Source organism: Sinisalibacter lacisalsi (assembly GCF_014640115.1).
In the GTDB taxonomy this organism is placed as follows: Bacteria; Pseudomonadota; Alphaproteobacteria; order Rhodobacterales; family Rhodobacteraceae; genus Sinisalibacter; species Sinisalibacter lacisalsi.
On record NZ_BMGI01000002.1, the window covers coordinates 612473 to 630238 of the forward strand.

Consider the following 17766-nt stretch of genomic DNA (forward strand, 5'->3'; position numbering starts at 1 on the left):
GCTGCCGCCGGCGCGCACGGCGTCGCGCGACACCGTGTGACGCGCCCGCGCGGGCGCGTTCCCGCGGACGATCAGCCGGCGGAGAGATCGGCCTGGCGGGCCTCCAGCGCCTTGCCCAGCCGCGGTAGCCGCGCTTTCTTCATCAGCCGCCGGATCGGCCAGGCCTCGCCCGAAAGCCGCTCGGCCTCGGCCTGCACCGCGTCGGCGACATCCGCCACCGCCTCGGGATGCCGGGCGAAGAGGTCGCGCAGGAACAGGTCGGGCACCTCGCGCCGCAAGCCTTCCTCTTCCAGCGTGTGGCGCGGAAAATCGCGGGTGTTGAGCGTGAGCAGAACGTCGGCCGAGCCGGCGATGGCGGCGGCGAGCACGTGCACGTCATCCCGGTCGGGCAACCACAGCCGCGCCTCGTCACCCGCTCCCGGGCGCACCGAGGCCTTCGGCCACCGCGCTTCGGCCAGCGCGATCTCGCCGCGCGCGAGGGTTTCCTGCCCCGGCCCCAGCTTGGCTGCCGCGCGCACCCATTCCTCGAGGATGCGCGGGCTCCAGAGCGGCTCGAACAGCCCCGCCGCCGCCACGCCCAGCAGCATCTCGCGCATCACCGTGGGGTAGAGCACGCAGGTATCGAGCAGAACCTTCACGGCATCAGCCGGTAGAACAACGCCTTGAGATAGCCGCTCTCGGCCAGTTGCGGGTGTTGCGGATGGTCCGGCCCGGCAAAGCCGGTGTGGACCAGTTGCGCCGCGCGCCCGGCGCGTCCGATGCCCCGGTTGCAACTGGTGCGGAACTTCGCCAGATCGGCGGCGTGCGAACAGGAGCACAGCACCAGGTAGCCGCCCGGCGCCACCAGCCCGGCCGCCAGCCGCGCCACCCGTTCATAGGCGCGCAGCCCGGCCTCGAGCGCCGGTTTCGCCGGCGCGAAGGCCGGCGGATCGCAGATCACCAGGTCGAACTGCGCGCCCTCGTCCGCGAGCGCGGCCAGCACGTCGAAAGCATCGCCCTGGCGGGTGGCGAAGCGATCCGCCACACCGCTGAGCGCGGCGCCTTCCGCCGCCAGCGTGAGCGCCGCCGCCGAACTGTCGACGGCCAGCGCCTGCGCCGCGCCGTTCGCGAGCGCCGCCAGCGAGAAGCCCCCGACGTGGGAAAACACGTCCAGCACCCGGGCGCCCCGGGCGAGCCCCGCGGCGAAGGCGTGGTTGGGGCGCTGGTCATAGAACAACCCGGTTTTCTGCCCGCCGAGAAGGTCGGCCACGTAGGTGGCCCCGTTCATCGGCACCGCCACCGCCTGCGGGTCTTCCCCGATCAGGATGCGGCTGTCGTCGTCCAGGCCCTCGAGCGCGCGGGCGCGGCCGGCGGCGTTCTTCACCACCACGCTCACGCCGGTCACCTCCACCACCGCCTCGGCCAGATCGTTGGCGAGCCGGTCGGCCCAGGCCGCGTTAGGCTGGATCACCGCGACCTCGCCGAACCGGTCGATCACCACCCCGGGCAGCCCGTCGGCCTCGGCATGGACGAGCCGGTAGAACGGTGCATCGTGAAGCCGTTCGCGGTGGGCGAGCGCCATCGCGATCCGGGCGCGCAACCAGTCCGGGCCGATCTCGGCGGCGGGGTCGCGGTCGAGCACGCGGGCGAAGATGCGCGAACCGGGGGTAACGGCGACGGTGGCGAGCGGGATGCGGCCCTCGTCTTCCAGCACCGCGATGGTGCCGGGGGCGAGCGCCCTGGTGCGCCGGTCGGTCACGATTTCATTGTCGAATACCCAGGGCGCGCCGTGGCGGATGGCACGGGCGTTGGCCTTGGGCTTGAGGCGGATGGTGGGGCGGGTATCGGTCATGCCGCTCCCCTACCCCAGCGCGCGCCCGGCGCAAAGCCCAAACGAAGGGGGGCGAGCCGCCGGCCCGCCCCCCGCTCATCGGTTTCTGCCTGCCTCAGCCCTGCAGGAAATCGCGCGGGCGGGTCAGTTCCTGTCGGATCAGATCCTTGACCAGCGCAGTGATCTCGAGCCGCTGGTTCAGCCCCTGCGCCTCGTTTTCGAGCGCCTGCGCCGCGCTGATCCGGTGATCGAAGCCGATCCGGCGCGCCGGTTCGAGCAGCTCGCCGGTCTCGGCATCGCGCACCGCGACATACATCCAGACCTCGTGCTCGCCGCCGATCGAATAGCGGGTGCGCTTGGTCAGCGCGTGGAAGCGCGTCATCACCACGTCGAGCACCACATCGCGGCTGCCCTCCGTCGCGGCCACGCCCTCTTCGAGCGCCGCCGTCATCAACTCGCGCACCTGCGCGTGCCGGTCGCCCGCAGGGTCTTCCTGCCAGAGGATGTCGACGCGCGGCTTGATGCCGTTATCCTCCGAGGAGGTGAGCGTTTCGGGCACTTCGACCCGGACGTCCACCACGCGGTAGGACCGGTTCAGGGGCACCGACGGTTGGAACTCGCCATCCTTGGAACTCAGCAGCTCCGAGTTGGCCAGCGCGTTTCGGCTTACGATATCCCCCCCCGCACAGGCGGAGAGCAGGGCGGCGGCGGCCATCATCAGGGTGGCGCGGAACAATGTCATGGTTTCCTCCAGCTACTTGTACGCATCTCGATGCCGGCGACTTTGTTGACCAAATGCGGCGGAACTGCGGAAAGCTGGCGGTATTGTCGCGGAAATCAGCCGAAGGCGGGTCGGGCGGGGTCGGGTATTGTTAGCGCTAAATCCCTGTGCTACCTCCCGGTCACCTGCCCGTGCACGGTTTCGCACCCCCCGCATGTCGACGAAGGACCGCCCCGATGACCCTCCATCCCGAGCTTGACCGCATCACCCAGCGCATCATCGCCCGTTCGCAGGACCGGCGCGCGCGCTATCTCGACCAGGTCGCGCGCGCCGCCGACGAAGGCCCGCGCCGGGCGCATCTGAGCTGCTCGAACCAGGCCCATGCCTATGCCGGCGCCGGCGACGACCAGGGCGCGCTGGCCACCGGCCGCGCCCCCAACATCGGCATCGTCACCGCCTATAACGACATGCTCTCGGCCCATGCGCCCTACAAGGATTTCCCCGACCAGATCAAGGCGACCGCCCGCGCGGCAGGGGGCACGGCGCAGGTGGCGGGCGGGGTGCCGGCGATGTGCGACGGCGTCACCCAAGGCGAGGTGGGCATGGAACTCAGCCTTTTCTCGCGCGACGTGATCGCGCTCGCCGCCGGCGTGGCGCTCAGCCACAACACCTTCGACGCCGCGCTCTACCTCGGTATCTGCGACAAGATCGTGCCGGGGCTGGTGATCGCCGCCGCCACCTTCGGCCATATCCCCGCCGTCTTCGTGCCCGCCGGGCCGATGACCTCCGGCATCTCGAACGACGAGAAGGCCAAGGTGCGCCAGCGCTTCGCCACCGGCGAGGCCAGCCGCGAGGAGCTGATGGCGTCGGAAATGGCGGCCTACCACGGGCCGGGCACCTGCACCTTCTACGGCACCGCCAATTCCAACCAGATGCTGATGGAGTTCATGGGGCTGCACCTGCCCGGCGCGAGCTTCGTCAACCCCGGCACGCCGCTGCGCGAGGCGCTCACCGCCGAGGCCACGCACCGGGCGCTGTCGATCACCGCGCTCGGCAACGAATTCATCCCGGTGGCGGACGTGCTCGACGAGAAGGCCTTCGCCAACGGCATCGTCGGGCTGATGGCCACCGGTGGCTCGACCAACCTCGTGCTGCACCTCGTGGCGATGGCGCGCGCGGCGGGGGTGGAGCTGGCGCTCGAGGATTTCGCCGAGATCTCCGCAATCACGCCGCTGATGGCGCGGGTCTACCCCAACGGGCTGGCGGACGTGAACCACTTCCACGCCGCCGGCGGGCTTGGCTACATGATCGGCAACCTGCTCGACGCCGGGCTCCTGCACCCCGACACCAAGACCGTGGCGGGCGGCGGGCTGGCGGCCTACGCCACCGAGGCCAAGCTCGCCGGCGAGCGGGTCACCTGGGAGCCCGCCCCGCGCGACAGCCTCAACGACAAGATCCTGCGCCCCGCCGCCGATCCGTTCCAGCCCTCGGGCGGGCTGGTCCAGCTGTCGGGCAACCTCGGGCAAGGCGTGATCAAGGTGTCCGCCGTGGCACCTGAGCGGCACGTGATCGAGGCCCCGGCGCGGGTGTTCGACAACCAGGAGGCGGTGAAGGCCGCGTTCCAGGCCGGCGAGTTCACCGGCGACGTGGTCGTGGTGGTGCGCTTCCAGGGGCCGAAGGCCAACGGCATGCCCGAGCTGCACGGGCTGACGCCCACGCTCTCGGTGCTGCAGGATCGCGGCCTGAAGGTGGCGCTGGTCACCGACGGGCGGATGTCGGGCGCCTCCGGCAAGGTGCCGGCCGCGATCCACGTCTCGCCCGAAGCCGCCAACGGCGGGCCGATCGCCAAGCTGCGTGACGGCGACCGCGTCCGGCTCGATGCCGAGGCGGGAACGCTGGAGGTGCTCGAAGCCGGCTTCGCCGAGCGCGCCGCCGTCAGCGCCGATCTGAGCGCCAACAGCGCCGGGATAGGGCGTGAATTGTTCGAGGTTTTCCGCCAGAATGTCGGTCTGTCCACGACCGGCGCCGCCGTCGTCGTCTAGGGAGCACCGCATGACACCGCAAGAAGCCAGCCGGAAAACCGAAGAGATCTGCCGCCTCGCCCCGATCGTGCCGGTGCTGGTGGTCGACGACGTGGCCCATGCCGCGCCGCTCGCGCGCGCCCTCGTGGCCGGCGGGCTGCCGGCGCTGGAAGTGACCCTGCGCACCGCCGCCGCCCTCGACGTGATCGCCGCGATGGCGGAGGTTCCGGGCGGCGTGGTCGGCGCGGGCACCCTGCTCACCCCCGACGACGTGAAGGCCGCCAAGGCCGCCGGCGCGCGCTTCGGCGTCTCGCCGGGCGCGACCGACGCGCTGCTCGATGCCGCCGAGGCGGAAGATCTGCCGCTGTTGCCCGGTGCCGCCACCGCCTCGGAAGCGATGCGGCTGTTCGAGCGCGGCTATTCGGTGATGAAGTTCTTCCCCGCCGAGGCCGCCGGCGGCGCCGCCTTCCTCAAGTCGCTCGCCTCGCCGCTGCCCGCGATCCGGTTCTGCCCCACCGGGGGCGTCAGCCCGGCCAACGCCGAAGACTACCTGTCGCTGCCCAACGTGCTGTGCGCCGGCGGCAGCTGGGTGGCGCCGAAACCGGCGATGCTGGCGGGCGACTGGGACGGGATCGAGGCGCTGGCGCGCGAGGCCGCCGGGCTCGGACGCGGCTGAGGCGCGCGCGGCCGCGTCAGCCGTCTTCGCCGCGCAGGTAGGCCACCAGTTGCGCCGTCGAGCCGTCCTTGCCCTCGGTGCCGGCTTCGCCCGCGACGATCGGCTCCAGCGCCTGGGCCAGCACCTTGCCCAGTTCCACCCCCCATTGATCGAAGGAGTTGATCCCGAGGATCACCCCCTCGACGAACACCCGGTGCTCGTAGAGCGCGATGATCTGGCCGAGCACGAAGGGCGTGAGGCGCCGGTAGGCGAGCGTGGTCGAGGGCCGGTTGCCGGGAAACACCCGGTGGCGGGCCTGGCGCTCCAGTTCGTCGCCGGAATATCCCGCCTCCGCCATCATCTCGCGCGCCTCGTCCAGCCCGCGCCCCTTCATCAGCGCCTCCGATTGCGCGAGGCAATTGGCTACCAGCAGCCGGTGCTGGTGCGCCAGGTCCGGCTCGTGCCCCTCGGCGCCCACCATGAACTCGCAGGGCACCACCTGCGTGCCCTGGTGGATGAGTTGGTAGAAAGCGTGCTGGCCATTGGTGCCGGGCTCGCCCCAGACCACCGGGCCGGAGGGCACTTCCAGCGGCGCGCCATCCATGCCCACGCGCTTGCCGTTGCTCTCCATCTCCAGTTGCTGCAGGTAGGCCGGCAGCCGGGCGAGGCGCTGCTCGTAGGGCAGCACCGCGCGGGTGGGATAGCCGCAGACCTGCGCGTGCCAGATCCCGGTGAGCGCCAGCATCACCGCGAGGTTGTCGGCGCCCTCGGCCTGCTGGAAATGAAGGTCCATCGCGTGGCCGCCGGCGAGCATCTCGCGAAAATGCTTCGGCCCCACCGCGATCATCAGGCCAAGCCCGATCGGCCCCCAGAGCGAATAGCGCCCGCCGACCCAGTCCTCGAAGCCGAACACGCGCGAGGGGTCGATCCCCCAGTCGCCGGTCTTGTCGGTGGCCGAGGACAGCGCGGCGAAATGGCGGCTGGCGGCCTCGGCGCCCACCCCGCGCACCAGCCAGTCGCGGGCGGTGGCGGCGTTGGTCATGGTTTCGATGGTGGTGAAGGTCTTGGAGGCGATGATCACCAGGGTCGTCGCCGGCTCGATCCCGTCGAGCACGTCGCGGATATGCGCGCCATCGACGTTCGACACATAATGCAGCCGCGGCCCGTCGTGATACGGCGCCAGCGCCAGCGTCGCCATCGCCGGGCCGAGATCGGAGCCGCCGATACCGATGTTCACGATATCGGTGAACCGGCCGCCGCCGGGCGGGCGCACCCGGCCCGAGCGCAAACCTTCCGCGAAATCCTCCATCCGCGCGAGGGTTGCGTGCACGCCGGGCAGCACGTCGACGCCATCCACTTCGACCGGGCCCGGCCCGGGGTGGCGGAGCGCGGTATGCAGCACGGCGCGGTTCTCGGTCTCGTTGATCTTCTCGCCGGCGAACATCATCGCGCGCCGCGCCGCCACCCCGGCCTCCTCGGCCAGCGTCAGCAGCAGCGCGCGCGCCTCGGCGTCGATCAAAGTCTTGGAGTAGTCGAACAACAGCCCGTCGGCGCGCACCGAGAACTCGCCGGCCCGGCGCGGGTCATCGAACAGCGTTTCGATGCGCATGTCTCCCTGCGCGGCGCGATGCGCCTTGAGGTCGGCCCAAACCATGAAACCTGTCTCCCGCGTCTCAGCTTTCCGCCCAGTGCACCGTGAGCCCGTCGAGCACCGCCGCCACGGGGGCTTCGGTGGGATCACCGAGCGCCTGCGCCCGCTCCAGCGCCGCGCGCTTGGCCGGCCCGACGATGACGAGATGACGGTTCATCGCGCCGTTGATCATCTCGGCCGAAAGCGAAACCCGCGGCTCGCCGGCATCGGGCGCGTCCATCGAGACAAGGCCGGGGGCATTCGGGCGCAACGCCTTTTCAAGATTTTCGGCGCCGGGGAACAGGCTCGCCGTGTGCATGTCTTCGCCCATGCCGAGCAACACCACGGTGAGCGGCGCCAGCGCCTCGACTTGCGATGCCACATACGCCAGATCGGGATCGGGCGCCTCGCCACCGGTGTAGAACGGCACGAAGTTCGCCGCCGCCGCCTTGTCCACGAAAAGCCGTTCGCGCAGCAGCCGGGCGTTCGAGCGCGGGCTGGTTTCGGGCACCCAGCGCTCGTCGGTGAGCAGCACGTCGACGCGCTCCCAATCCAGCGAGATCGCCGAGAGCACGTCGAACAGCGGCCCCGGCGTGGTGCCGCCCGGCACCGCGAGCGAGGCGCGCTCGCCGGTGACGAGAACGCCGTTCAACGCGCCGGCAATCTCGTCGGCGAGCCCGAGCCACAGCATGTCGCTGTCGGTATATTCAACGAATTTCATGAGCCAATCTCCCTCCAGCGGCGGCCATCCCTGTGCATCAGGATAAGCGCCTCCTCCGGCCCCGTCGACCCGGCTTCGTAAGAGATCGGCTTCTCTTCGCGCGCATCCCATGCGGCGATCACCGGATCGGTCCAGGCCCAGGCCGCCTCGACCTCGTCGCCGCGCATGAACAGCGTCTGGTTGCCGCGGATCACATCCATGATCAGCCGCTCGTAGGCGTCGGGCACGTCGGCGGCCTCCTCGCCGAGCGCCTCGGCGAAGGTCATGTCGAGCGGCACGTCGATCAGCCGCATACCCCCCGGGCCGGGCTCCTTGATCGTCACCGTCAGGTCCATCCCCTCGTTCGGCTGAAGCCTGATGGTGAGCTCGTTGGCGCTCTGGCCGGTGTCTTCCTCGAAGATCGAATGCGGCGGCTCCTTGAAGCGCACCACGATCTCGCTCACCCGCGCCTTCATCCGCTTGCCGGTGCGCAGGTAGAACGGCGTGCCGTTCCAGCGCCAGTTCGACACGTGCAGCTTCATCGCGATGAAGCTCTCGGTACGGCTGGCGGGGTTCTCGGCATCGTCGCGGTAGGAGGGTGTATCGGCCCCGGCGCGGTATTGCCCGCGCACCACGTCGCCCGGCTCCACCGGGTCGAGCGCGCGGATCACCTTGAGCTTCTCGTCGCGCACCGCGTCGGGATCGAACTTCGCCGGCGGCTCCATCGCGATCAGGCACAGAAGTTGCATCAGGTGGTTCTGCACCATGTCCCGCATCGCGCCCGACTTGTCGTAATAGGCGCCGCGCCCGCCCACGCCGACGGTCTCGGCCACGGTGATCTGGACATGGTCGATATACTGGTTGCGCCACAGCGGCTCGAACAGCAGGTTGCCGAAGCGCACTGCCATGAGGTTCTGCACCGTCTCCTTGCCGAGGTAATGGTCGATCCGGTAGATCTGCTGTTCGTCGAAATGCCGCGCCAGCATCGCGTTCAGGTCACGCGCCGAGGCGAGGTCGTGGCCGAAGGGCTTTTCCACCACGATCCGCGCCTCCGGCCCGGCGATCTTGTGCTTGTGCAGCCGCTTGGCGAGATCGCCGAACAGCGCCGGGGCAACCGAGAAATAGAACGCCTGGACCACGCCCGCGCGCATCTTCTGCGACAGGTCGGGCCAGCCATGGGTGCCGGTCGCGTCGATGCCGACGTAATCGAGCCGGGCGAGGAAGGCTTCGACGCTTTCGGCATCGCGCTTCGAGGCAGGCAGAACCTCGTTCAGCGCGTCGGCAACCTGCGCGCGGTAGGCCTCGGCCGACATGTCGGAGCGCGCCGCGCCGACGATTCGCGCGTCGTCGGGAATCTGGCCGTCGCGAAAGCGCCGGTAGAGTCCGGGCAGGATCTTGCGCCGGGCAAGGTCGCCGGTGCCGCCGAAGATCACCAGATCGAACGCCTCCACCGGGATGACACGCGAAACCATGGCTCTGCTCCATTCTTGGGTTAACGCTGAATTCTCGGGTTAGCGCTAACGAAAAGCGCCGCGCCCGTCTGTTACGTTGTCCCGCGCGCCCTGTCTAGCACCGCCATGTAACGGCGCAACCCCGGGCGGCATTTGCGCAACGGCTCAGGCGTCGGGGCCGAACCCGTCGATGCCGTGCCGCCGGGCAAACCATGCGAACAGCGGCATCTCGATCGCCAGCATGGTGATGAGCGAGAACCAGAACCAGTTGAGGTTGACGAAGACGAGCGAAAACCGCGCGCCCGTGCCCCAGAAGAGCGCGCCAGCGAGGCCGAGCGCGAGCCCCGATACCGCGAGATCGGCCCGCATGATCCTGACGGCCGTGAGCGGACGCATGGTGGGATAGATCCCGAGGTAGGCCACCAGCAGGATCGCGGCGTTGATGATCAGGATCTGGGCTTCCGGCGGCAGGGTCATGGCTTCCTCGTGACGGGTGGCGCGCCCGCCCCTTGCCACGGCGCGCGTGGCGTGTTCAACCCCGCCCCCATGAGCGAGGCGTATCACACCATCATCATCGGCGCGGGCGCGGCGGGGCTGTTCTGCGCCGCCCACGCGGGCGGGCGCACGCTGGTGCTCGACCATGCCGCCAAGCCCGCCGAGAAGGTGCGCATCTCCGGCGGCGGGCGCTGCAATTTCACCAATCTCGACGTGACGGCGGCGAATTTTCTATCGGAAAACCCGCATTTCGCCAAGTCGGCGCTGGCGCGCTACACGCAGTGGGATTTCATCGAGCTTGTGTCGCGCCACGGCATTGCCTGGCACGAGAAAACACTCGGGCAATTGTTCTGCGACGGCAAATCCACGCAAATCGTCGAGATGCTGCTCGCCGAGGCGCGCGGCGCCGGCGCCGAGCTGCGGCTTTCCACCCCGGTGCGCGAGGTGGCCCATGCCGACGGGCGCTTCCGCCTGGGCACCGATGCCGGACCGCTCACCGCGCGCACCCTCGTGATCGCCACCGGCGGCAAATCGATCCCCAAGATGGGCGCCACCGGCTTCGCCTACGACATCGCGCGCCAGTTCGGCCACGCGGTGACGGAGACCCGCCCCGCCCTCGTGCCGCTCACCTTCGGCGACCGTTTCGCCCCGCTCTCCGGCGTGTCGCTGCCGGCGCGCGCCTTCAACGCCCGCGCCGGGTTTGACGAACAGATCCTGTTCACTCATCGCGGCCTCTCCGGCCCGGCGATCCTCCAGCTTTCCTCTTACTGGCGCGAGGGCGAGGCGATCACGCTCGATCTCGCGCCGGGGCGCGACCTCTTCGCCTTCCTGCGCGACGAACGCCAGCGCGCCGGGCGGCGGGCGCTCTCGACCGTGCTCGCGGGCCTCCTGCCCGCCCGGCTCGTCGATCACCTCGCGCCCGGGCTTGGCCTCGCCGCCCGCCTGGCCGACCAGCCCGACGCGCGGCTGCGCGAGATCGCCGAGGCGCTGCACGGCTGGCATCTCACCCCCACCGGCTCCGAGGGCTACCGCACCGCGGAGGTGACGCTGGGCGGGATCGCGACCGGCGGGCTTTCGTCGCAGACGATGGAATCGCGCCACCTGCCCGGCCTCTACTTCATCGGCGAGGCGGTGGACGTGACCGGCTGGCTCGGAGGCTACAACTTCCAGTGGGCCTGGGCGTCCGCCCACGCCGCGGGCACGGCGATCGCCGGGCAGCCCTAGGGCCGCCCGGCGCGGTTTCGCTATTGCCTGGTCCAGATCTCGGCGTCGCAGATCGCGCCGCCGAGCACGCAACCCTCGATCTTGAGCCTCTCGCGGCCGATCAGGACGGTGCCGGCGAAGGTCATGAACCCCGGCATGTCGGGGTGCTTCATCTTCGGCCCTTTCCAGGTGCCCGGGCTCTCCTGAACCATGCCGTGGCACATCTCGAACCCGTCCGACGCGCGGGTGCAGAACAGACGCCCGCCATCGTCCGTCACCTTGATGACCTGCGTGCCCTCGCGCAGCCACTCGGTGGTGCCGGCCGCGGCCGGCAGGGCCACAAAGGTTACAGCCGCCGCGGCAAGCGCGGCCCAGGTATTGATCCGTTTCATGTGTTCCTCCCTTGGATCCTTCGCTTATCAATGCGAATATTCAGATAGTAGCATCAATGCATATCCACCCTGCAACCCCCTTGCCCAAGCGGCGCGCCGGCAGAGCGTTGTGCCCGCGTGGCAAGCCCGCTAACCTCGCGCCAAACCAGTCCGGGGAGCGCGCATGAAAGTCGCCAGTTTCAACATCAATGGCATCAAGGCCCGCCTTCCGGCGGTGCTCGACTGGCTGCAAGAGGCCGCGCCCGACGTGGCGATTCTGCAGGAGATCAAGACGGTGGACGCGGGCTTCCCCCGCGAGCCTTTCGAAGACATGGGCTACAACGTGGAAACCCATGGGCAAAAAAGCTTCAACGGCGTGGCGCTGATCTCGAAATTGCCGCTCGAGGACGTGGTGCGCGGGCTGCCCGACCCGGAAGGCGCCGGTCGCGAGGGCGCCGACGACGAGGAAGCGCGCTACATCGAGGCCACCGTGGTGGGCGCGCGTGCGGTGCGGATCTGCGGCCTCTACCTGCCCAACGGCAACCCCGCGCCGGGGCCGAAATACGATTACAAGCTGCGCTGGATGGAGCGCCTGGAAGCGCGCGCCAAGGCGTTGCTTTCGCAGGAAGAATGCTTTCTGATGGCGGGGGATTACAACGTCATCCCGCAAGCCGAGGACGCCGCCCGCCCGGAGGCCTGGACCGATGACGCGCTGTTCCTGCCCGAAACCCGCGCGGCCTTTCGCCGGCTCGTCAACCTCGGCCTCACCGACGCGCTGCGCGCCCGCACCCTGGCGCCCGAGTTCTACACCTACTGGGATTTCCAGCGCGGGGCCTGGGCCCGCAACGATGGTATCCGCATCGACCATTTCCTGCTCTCGCCACAATGCGCCGACCTGCTCGAGGATTGCCGCATCGACAAGGAAGTGCGCGCCCGCGAAAAGCCCTCCGACCACGTGCCGATCTGGGTGAGCCTCGCGGCGTAAAATCATATCATGGCGCGAAAAATCATCATCGACACCGATCCGGGGCAGGATGACGCCGTCGCCATCCTGCTGGCGCTGGCCAGCCCCGAGATCGCGCTTCTGGGCATCACCGCGGTGGCCGGGAACGTGCCGCTGGCGCGCACCGCCGAGAACGCCCGGATCGTCTGCGAACTGGCGGGGCGAGAGGATGTGAAGGTCTTCGCCGGCTGCGATGCGCCGTTGCGCCGCCCGCTGGTGACGGCCGAACACGTTCACGGTAAGACCGGGCTCGACGGGCCGGAACTCTGGACGCCGCAAATGCCGCTCCAGCCCGGCCACGGTGTCGACTTCATCATCGACACGCTGCGCGCCGAGCCTGCGGGAACGGTCACGCTCTGCCCGATCGGGCCGCTCACCAACATCGCCACTGCGCTGGAAAAAGCCCCCGATATCGCGCCCCGCGTCGCGGAGATCGTGGCTATGGGCGGGGCCTATTTCGAGGTGGGCAACATTACCCCGGCGGCCGAGTTCAACATCTATGTCGATCCGGAAGCCGCTGATATCGTGTTCAAATCCGGCATCCCGATCACCGTGATGCCGCTTGACGTGACGCACAAGGCGCTGGTCACCCGCGCCCGACTGGAGGCCTTCGCGGCACTCGGCACCCGCACCGGGCGTTTCACCGCCGAGATGCTGGATTTCTTCGAACGCTTCGATATCGCCAAGTATGGCTCCGAGGGCGGCCCGCTGCACGACCCGACCACCATCGCCTGGCTCCTGAAGCCCGGGTTGTTCACCGGACGGCACGTCAACGTCGAGGTCGAAACGCAATCCGATCTCACCCGCGGCATGACCGTGGCCGACTGGTGGGGCGTGACCGACCGCGCGCCCAACGCCACCTTCATCGGCGACATCGACGCCGACGGGTTCTTCGCCCTGCTCACCGAGCGGCTCGCGCGGCTGCCATGAGGCGGAGGCCCCGCCTCGACACCAACGCCGAAGCCTGATAAAATGCGTCTCTTAGACCCAATTTGTCGACGGCGCGAAAGTGATGCTCACCAAGCCGTTTCTCCCGGTTGCCCTCTCGGCCATTGCCGCCGCACTCACCATCATCGCGTCCATCCTCGGCCTGCGCGATCCAGGGCTCTACCGCCACTTGACACCTGAAAGGCTGATCCCGGGCGCGATCTCGCAGGACCTTGTCAGCCTCGGCGTCGCCGTCGGCCTCCTTGCCCTCGCCGCCCGCCTCGCCGCTGGCGCCAGCGCGCGGTTCTGGGCGGTCTGGCTCGGGCTCCTGGGCTATCTCGTCTACGGCTACGGGCTCTATGCCTTCGAGACGATCATCAACCCACTGTTTCTCTTCTACATCGCCATCTTCTCGGCCAGCCTCTGGGCGCTGCTTGCCTTTTTCGCCCGCGCCGATCGGGGCAAGCTCGCGGCCAAGGCCCCGCCCCGGCGGCTCACCGCCGCCCTCTTCACCCTGCTCATCGCGCTGTTCGCGGCGCTCTGGCTGTCGATCCTGATCCCGGCAATGCAGACGCGCACGGCACCCGACGCGGCGACGATCTTCGTCTTCGATTTCGGCTTCGTCCTGCCCGCGCTCGCCTTCGCCGCCGCCATGCTGTGGCGCGCAGACCCTTGGGGCGACCTGCTCGCGCTGCCATTGCTGATCAAGTCGGGCACGCTTGGCATCTCGGTGTTGATCGGATCCCTTCTGGCACCGATGTTTGGCCTGCCGATCAACCCCGGAGAGGTTGCCACCTACGCCATTCTCGGGCTGCTGCCGCTTGCCCTCACGATCCCGTGGTGGCGCGCGCTGACCCCCTAGCGCGGGGCCGCGAGAAGGCTTAGCTTCTCCCCATGCGTGCGACATTCGACAATTCATACACCCGCCTGCCCGACCGGCTCTTCGCCCGGCAGGCACCCGTTCCCGTGGCCAATCCCGCCCTCGTGGAGGTGAACGCCCCGCTTGCGCGCGAGCTGGGCATCGACCCGGCCAGCATCACGGCGCAGGTGATCGCGGGCAACGTGGTGCCAGAAGGAGCCGATCCGATCGCCCAGCTATACGCCGGCCACCAGTTCGGCAACTGGGTGCCGCAGCTTGGCGACGGGCGCGCGGTGCTGCTCGGCGAGGTCGTCGACATTCACGGCGCGCGGCGCGACATCCAGCTCAAGGGCGCGGGCCGCACGCCGTTCTCGCGCGGAGGCGACGGGCGGGCGTGGCTCGGCCCGGTGCTGCGCGAATACGTGGTGTCGGAGGCGATGCACGCGCTCGGCATTCCCACCACACGTGCGCTGGCGGCGGCCACCACGGGCGAAGATGTTTACCGCGAAGGGCCGATGCCCGGCGCGGTTCTGGCGCGGGTGGCGGCGAGCCATATCCGCGTCGGCACGTTCCAGGCCCTCGCGGCGCGGCGCGACACCGAGGGGCTGGCCGCGCTCACCGATCACGCCATCGCCCGGCATTACCCCGAGGCCGAGGGCGCGCTCGGGTTGCTCGCGGCCGTCGCCAAGGCGCAGGCCGCGTTGATCGCGGGCTGGATGAGCGTCGGCTTCATCCATGGCGTGATGAACACCGACAACATGAGCATCGCCGGCGAAACCATCGACTATGGCCCCTGCGCCTTCATGGACGCCTACCACGGCGCCACGGTGTTCTCCTCGATCGACCGGATGGGGCGCTACGCCTTCCAGAACCAGCCCGATATCGCGATGTGGAACCTCGCCCAGCTCGCCAGCGCGCTGCTGCCGTTGATCGACACCGACGAGCAGGCCGCCATCGCCGCCGCGCAAGACGCGCTCGACGGTTTCGCCCCCGCCTTCCGCGCCGCCTGGCTCGGCCGGTTCCGCGCCAAGCTCGGGCTCACCCGCGCCGAGGAGGGCGACGAGGCGCTGATCGTGGGGCTTTTGCAGCGGATGTCGACCAGCGGGGCGGATTTCACCAATACCTTCCGCGCGCTGGCCACCAGTGGCGACGCCTCGGCGCTGGTGAACGATGCCGGCGCCTGGGACAGCTGGGCGCCCGACTGGCGCGCCCGCCTCGCCCGTGAAACCGGCGACACCGGCGCGACCATGCGGGCCGCCAACCCGGCGGTGATCCCGCGCAACCACCGGATCGAAGAGATGATCGCGGCCGCCGTGGCGGGCGATTTCGCGCCGTTCCACCGGCTGATGGCGGTGCTCGCCACCCCCTTCGACGAGGGGCCGGAGACCGCCGAATATGCTAAACCGCCGCGCCCCGAAGAGCGTGTGCGCCAGACCTTCTGCGGCACCTGAGCGCAGAAGGCTTTGTTTTGCCGCCTGGCTGCCCATATAGGTGAGACAGGCATGAAACTCGCAAGCTACAATATCCGCAAGGCCGTCGGCCTTGACCGTCGCCGCGATCCGGGACGGATCCTCGATGTGGTCAACCATATCGGGGCCGACGTGATCGTGCTGCAGGAAGCCGACAAGCGGCTTGGCCCGAGGCCGACCGCCCTGCCCCGCCAGCTCATCGCCGACCATACCGATTACACGCCCGTCGACCTCGCGATCACCGACGTGTCGATCGGCTGGCACGGCAACGCGATTCTCGTGCGCAACGGCTTCGAGGTGGGCGATCCCCAGCGCATCGACCTGCCGGGGTTGGAGCCGCGCGGCGCTGTTTCGGCGCTGATCGGGGGCAAGCTGCGGGTTGTCGGCGTGCACCTCGGGTTGATGCGCCGCCACCGCCATGTTCAGTTGCGCCAGATCCGCCACGCGCTGGAGCAGTGCGACAGCCCCACCGCCGTGCTCGGCGATTTCAACGAATGGTCGCCGCATGCCGGGATGGAAGAATTCCAGGACCATTTCGAGATCGTCACCCCCGGCAAGTCGTTCCACGCCTCGCGCCCGATGGCGGCGCTCGACCGCGTCGGGCTGAGCCCGGGGATCGCGCTCAAACATGGCGGCGTGGTGGAGACGAAGCTTGCGCGGGTGGCCTCCGATCACCTGCCGATCTGGGTTGAAATCGCGCTTCCCGAATAGTCGACCAACTTTATCAGGTATTGACCTGACAAAATCACTCGGGTATTTCCACCGCATCAATGCATGGAGGACCGCATGAATTTCAGACTTTCCCTCACCGCCGCGCTCGGACTCGCAACCGCGGTCACCGCGCTCCCGGCCTCGGCGGATGTGAATGTCTATTCCTACCGCCAGCCCGAACTGATCGAGCCGCTGGTGCAGGCTTTCACCGACAAGACCGGGATCGACGTGAACGTCGCCTTCCTCAACCAGGGCATGGTCGAACGGCTCAAGGCCGAGGGCGCACGCTCGCCGGCGGACGTGGTGCTGACGGTCGATATCTCGCGCCTGGCCGAACTGGTGGAAGCGGGCGTGACCCAGCCGGTCGAAAGCGCCGTGCTCGCCGAGCAGATCCCGGCCGCGTTTCGCGATCCGGGCAACGAATGGTTCGGCCTCACCTCCCGCGCGCGCATCGTCTACGCCTCGAAGGAGCGCGTGGCCGACGGCGAGGTGACGACCTACGAGGATCTCACCGATCCCAAGTGGAAGGGCCGGATCTGCACCCGCCCGGGCACCCATTCCTACAACGTCTCGCTCACCGCCGCGGTGCTGCACCATCACGGCGAGGAAGGCACCCGGGAATGGCTCGAGGGCGTGAAGGCCAACCTCGCGCGCAAGCCGCAAGGCAATGACCGCGCGCAGGTCAAGTCGATCTGGGCCGGGGAATGCGATATCTCTTTCGGCAACACCTATTACATGGGCGCGATGCTGGAGGACGAAGAGCAGAAGCAATGGGCCGAGTCCGTGCGGATCATCTACCCCAGCTTCGAGAACGGCGGCACCCACATGAACGTGTCGGGCATGGCGATGGCCAAGGCCGCGCCGAACCGCGACGATGCGCTCAAGTTCATGGAATTCCTCGCCTCCGACGAGGCCCAAAAGATCTACGCCGAGGCGGTCTACGAATTCCCGGTGAACCCGGACGTGCCGAACTCCGCCCTGGTCGGGAGCTGGGGCAGCTTCACCCCCGATGACGTCAACCTGATGGAAATCGCGCGGCTCCGCCCCGAAGCGCTCAAGCTGATCCAGGTGGTGGATTTCGACGGCTGAGGCCTAGCCCTCCACGGTCACGCCCGGCATCTTCGCGAGCCGGGCGAGATCGTCTTCGAAGCGGGCGCGCAGTTTTGCGCGCCCGTTCACGTCGAAACCGGCGAACGGCTCCGGCGCCGCGCGCCCCTCGGTCTCGGCACGAACTTTGGCGATCAGCGCCTCGCCTGCGCGGTCGCCCCAGCCCGCAACGTGCAGGCGGGGAGCCTAGAGCATCGGGTTTTTGTAATAGCCTGCCAGATGCTCGTAATCCACCGCGAGGAAGGTGCGCAAGGCGTCGCGGGTTTCGGGGGCAAGATCGTCGAAGGCAAGCCGCGTTCTGGTGGAGTTGAAGCGCGGGATCTCGACTGTTTCGCCGGTGAGCGCCGAGAGCTTCTCGGCAAGCGCGTCGATCTGAGATGTCTTGTAGACCGCGTCGTATCTCAGCGGCGCGGGACCAATGAAGAGCCAGGCCGGCAAGACGTGGTGCTTCACCACCGAGGCCTGAGCCATGTAGCCCTCAAGATTCTGGAAGAAGAAGTCCGGGTCGGGATCAAGCGGCAGAACTTTTTGTTTGCGCAGCAAGCGCGAATTGTACAGTTCACGCCGAGCAACCTCTCGATCGGTATAGGCTGAAAACAGCCGCTTAAGCGGATCGCGCCCCACAGTGAATCG

At 68.8% G+C, this 17766-nt stretch carries 18 protein-coding genes; 9 read left to right on the forward strand and 9 right to left on the reverse strand.

Annotated elements, in window-relative coordinates; all coding sequences use genetic code 11:
• Window positions 1-71: 71 nt before the first annotated feature.
• The 3 genes from IEW01_RS08830 to IEW01_RS08840 form a co-directional block, all read right to left on the reverse strand.
• On the reverse strand, window positions 72-638 hold the full coding sequence (locus IEW01_RS08830) for an RSP_2648 family PIN domain-containing protein (RefSeq protein ID WP_188527242.1): 567 nt from the start codon (window positions 636-638) through the stop codon (window positions 72-74).
• A complete protein-coding gene (locus tag IEW01_RS08835; RefSeq protein ID WP_188527243.1) occupies window positions 635-1831 on the reverse strand; it encodes an RSP_2647 family RNA methyltransferase in 1197 nt (398 codons plus the stop codon). Before IEW01_RS08835 ends, IEW01_RS08830 begins: the two co-directional genes overlap by 4 nt.
• A 94-nt stretch (window positions 1832-1925) precedes the next feature.
• Window positions 1926-2552 (reverse strand): DUF6778 family protein, encoded by a 627-nt coding sequence (locus IEW01_RS08840; RefSeq protein WP_188527244.1) that lies wholly within the window; start codon window positions 2550-2552, stop codon window positions 1926-1928.
• A 215-nt stretch (window positions 2553-2767) separates the two neighbouring features.
• On the opposite strand from IEW01_RS08840, the gene edd reads away from it, so the two are divergent.
• Complete coding sequence (gene edd, locus IEW01_RS08845; protein WP_188527245.1) at window positions 2768-4573, forward strand: phosphogluconate dehydratase; 1806 nt, start codon at window positions 2768-2770, stop codon at window positions 4571-4573.
• Between the two features lie 10 nt (window positions 4574-4583).
• On the forward strand, window positions 4584-5228 hold the full coding sequence (gene eda, locus IEW01_RS08850; RefSeq protein ID WP_188527246.1) for a bifunctional 4-hydroxy-2-oxoglutarate aldolase/2-dehydro-3-deoxy-phosphogluconate aldolase: 645 nt from the start codon (window positions 4584-4586) through the stop codon (window positions 5226-5228).
• Window positions 5229-5244: 16 nt separating this feature from the next.
• On the opposite strand, the gene pgi is transcribed toward eda, so the two are convergent.
• The 4 genes from pgi to IEW01_RS08870 all read right to left on the reverse strand — a co-directional run bounded on the left by pgi (window position 5245) and on the right by IEW01_RS08870 (window position 9465).
• Window positions 5245-6861, reverse strand: a complete 1617-nt coding sequence (gene pgi / locus IEW01_RS08855) for a glucose-6-phosphate isomerase (RefSeq protein ID WP_188527247.1) — start codon at window positions 6859-6861, stop codon at window positions 5245-5247.
• A gap of 19 nt (window positions 6862-6880) precedes the next feature.
• The gene (gene pgl, locus IEW01_RS08860) at window positions 6881-7558 is read right to left on the reverse strand and encodes a 6-phosphogluconolactonase (RefSeq protein WP_188527248.1); all 678 of its coding nucleotides are present in this window, start codon (window positions 7556-7558) and stop codon (window positions 6881-6883) included.
• Complete coding sequence (gene zwf, locus IEW01_RS08865; protein ID WP_188527249.1) at window positions 7555-9009, reverse strand: glucose-6-phosphate dehydrogenase; 1455 nt, start codon at window positions 9007-9009, stop codon at window positions 7555-7557. Before zwf ends, pgl begins: the two co-directional genes overlap by 4 nt.
• Before the next feature lie 144 nt (window positions 9010-9153).
• Window positions 9154-9465: a hypothetical protein gene (locus IEW01_RS08870; RefSeq protein WP_188527250.1), complete on the reverse strand. Its 312-nt coding sequence runs from the start codon at window positions 9463-9465 to the stop codon at window positions 9154-9156.
• Between the two features lie 69 nt (window positions 9466-9534).
• On the opposite strand from IEW01_RS08870, the gene IEW01_RS08875 reads away from it, so the two are divergent.
• Entirely contained in the window at window positions 9535-10707 is a 1173-nt protein-coding gene (locus tag IEW01_RS08875) for a BaiN/RdsA family NAD(P)/FAD-dependent oxidoreductase (protein ID WP_188527251.1), read from the forward strand.
• A gap of 20 nt (window positions 10708-10727) precedes the next feature.
• On the opposite strand, the gene IEW01_RS08880 is transcribed toward IEW01_RS08875, so the two are convergent.
• A complete protein-coding gene (locus tag IEW01_RS08880; protein ID WP_188527252.1) occupies window positions 10728-11078 on the reverse strand; it encodes a DUF2147 domain-containing protein in 351 nt (116 codons plus the stop codon).
• A gap of 163 nt (window positions 11079-11241) precedes the next feature.
• Here IEW01_RS08880 and xth point away from each other — a divergent pair, with 163 nt between their 5' ends.
• From xth to IEW01_RS08910, 6 genes are all read left to right on the forward strand, one after another.
• A complete protein-coding gene (xth, locus tag IEW01_RS08885) occupies window positions 11242-12042 on the forward strand; it encodes an exodeoxyribonuclease III (protein ID WP_188527253.1) in 801 nt (266 codons plus the stop codon).
• A 6-nt stretch (window positions 12043-12048) separates the two neighbouring features.
• The gene (locus IEW01_RS08890) at window positions 12049-12990 is read left to right on the forward strand and encodes a nucleoside hydrolase (protein WP_188527413.1); all 942 of its coding nucleotides are present in this window, start codon (window positions 12049-12051) and stop codon (window positions 12988-12990) included.
• A gap of 82 nt (window positions 12991-13072) precedes the next feature.
• Window positions 13073-13849 (forward strand): hypothetical protein, encoded by a 777-nt coding sequence (locus tag IEW01_RS08895; protein WP_188527254.1) that lies wholly within the window; start codon window positions 13073-13075, stop codon window positions 13847-13849.
• 32 nt (window positions 13850-13881) lie between these two features.
• Window positions 13882-15297 carry a protein adenylyltransferase SelO gene (locus tag IEW01_RS08900; RefSeq protein ID WP_188527255.1) on the forward strand — a complete coding sequence of 472 codons (1416 nt, stop codon included), beginning with the start codon at window positions 13882-13884 and terminating at the stop codon, window positions 15295-15297.
• A gap of 51 nt (window positions 15298-15348) precedes the next feature.
• Complete coding sequence (locus IEW01_RS08905) at window positions 15349-16026, forward strand: endonuclease/exonuclease/phosphatase family protein (RefSeq protein ID WP_188527256.1); 678 nt, start codon at window positions 15349-15351, stop codon at window positions 16024-16026.
• 75 nt (window positions 16027-16101) lie between these two features.
• Window positions 16102-17115 carry a Fe(3+) ABC transporter substrate-binding protein gene (locus IEW01_RS08910; RefSeq protein ID WP_188527257.1) on the forward strand — a complete coding sequence of 338 codons (1014 nt, stop codon included), beginning with the start codon at window positions 16102-16104 and terminating at the stop codon, window positions 17113-17115.
• Window positions 17116-17319: 204 nt separating this feature from the next.
• On the opposite strand, the gene IEW01_RS08915 is transcribed toward IEW01_RS08910, so the two are convergent.
• Window positions 17320-17757, reverse strand: a complete 438-nt coding sequence (locus IEW01_RS08915; RefSeq protein WP_368855194.1) for a sulfotransferase family 2 domain-containing protein — start codon at window positions 17755-17757, stop codon at window positions 17320-17322.
• Window positions 17758-17766: the final 9 nt, after the last annotated feature.

Coding starts and splice junctions, on each gene's coding strand:
- IEW01_RS08880 (WP_188527252.1), bottom strand. CDS start 11,078: ATGAAACGGATCAATACCTGGGCCGCGCTTGCCGCGGCGGCTGTAACC.
- IEW01_RS08835 (WP_188527243.1), bottom strand. CDS start 1,831: ATGACCGATACCCGCCCCACCATCCGCCTCAAGCCCAAGGCCAACGCC.
- IEW01_RS08875 (WP_188527251.1), top strand. CDS start 9,535: ATGAGCGAGGCGTATCACACCATCATCATCGGCGCGGGCGCGGCGGGG.
- IEW01_RS08840 (WP_188527244.1), bottom strand. CDS start 2,552: ATGACATTGTTCCGCGCCACCCTGATGATGGCCGCCGCCGCCCTGCTC.
- zwf (WP_188527249.1), bottom strand. CDS start 9,009: ATGGTTTCGCGTGTCATCCCGGTGGAGGCGTTCGATCTGGTGATCTTC.
- eda (WP_188527246.1), top strand. CDS start 4,584: ATGACACCGCAAGAAGCCAGCCGGAAAACCGAAGAGATCTGCCGCCTC.
- IEW01_RS08895 (WP_188527254.1), top strand. CDS start 13,073: ATGCTCACCAAGCCGTTTCTCCCGGTTGCCCTCTCGGCCATTGCCGCC.
- xth (WP_188527253.1), top strand. CDS start 11,242: ATGAAAGTCGCCAGTTTCAACATCAATGGCATCAAGGCCCGCCTTCCG.
- pgi (WP_188527247.1), bottom strand. CDS start 6,861: ATGGTTTGGGCCGACCTCAAGGCGCATCGCGCCGCGCAGGGAGACATG.
- edd (WP_188527245.1), top strand. CDS start 2,768: ATGACCCTCCATCCCGAGCTTGACCGCATCACCCAGCGCATCATCGCC.
- pgl (WP_188527248.1), bottom strand. CDS start 7,558: ATGAAATTCGTTGAATATACCGACAGCGACATGCTGTGGCTCGGGCTC.
- IEW01_RS08905 (WP_188527256.1), top strand. CDS start 15,349: ATGAAACTCGCAAGCTACAATATCCGCAAGGCCGTCGGCCTTGACCGT.
- IEW01_RS08870 (WP_188527250.1), bottom strand. CDS start 9,465: ATGACCCTGCCGCCGGAAGCCCAGATCCTGATCATCAACGCCGCGATC.
- IEW01_RS08910 (WP_188527257.1), top strand. CDS start 16,102: ATGAATTTCAGACTTTCCCTCACCGCCGCGCTCGGACTCGCAACCGCG.
- IEW01_RS08900 (WP_188527255.1), top strand. CDS start 13,882: ATGCGTGCGACATTCGACAATTCATACACCCGCCTGCCCGACCGGCTC.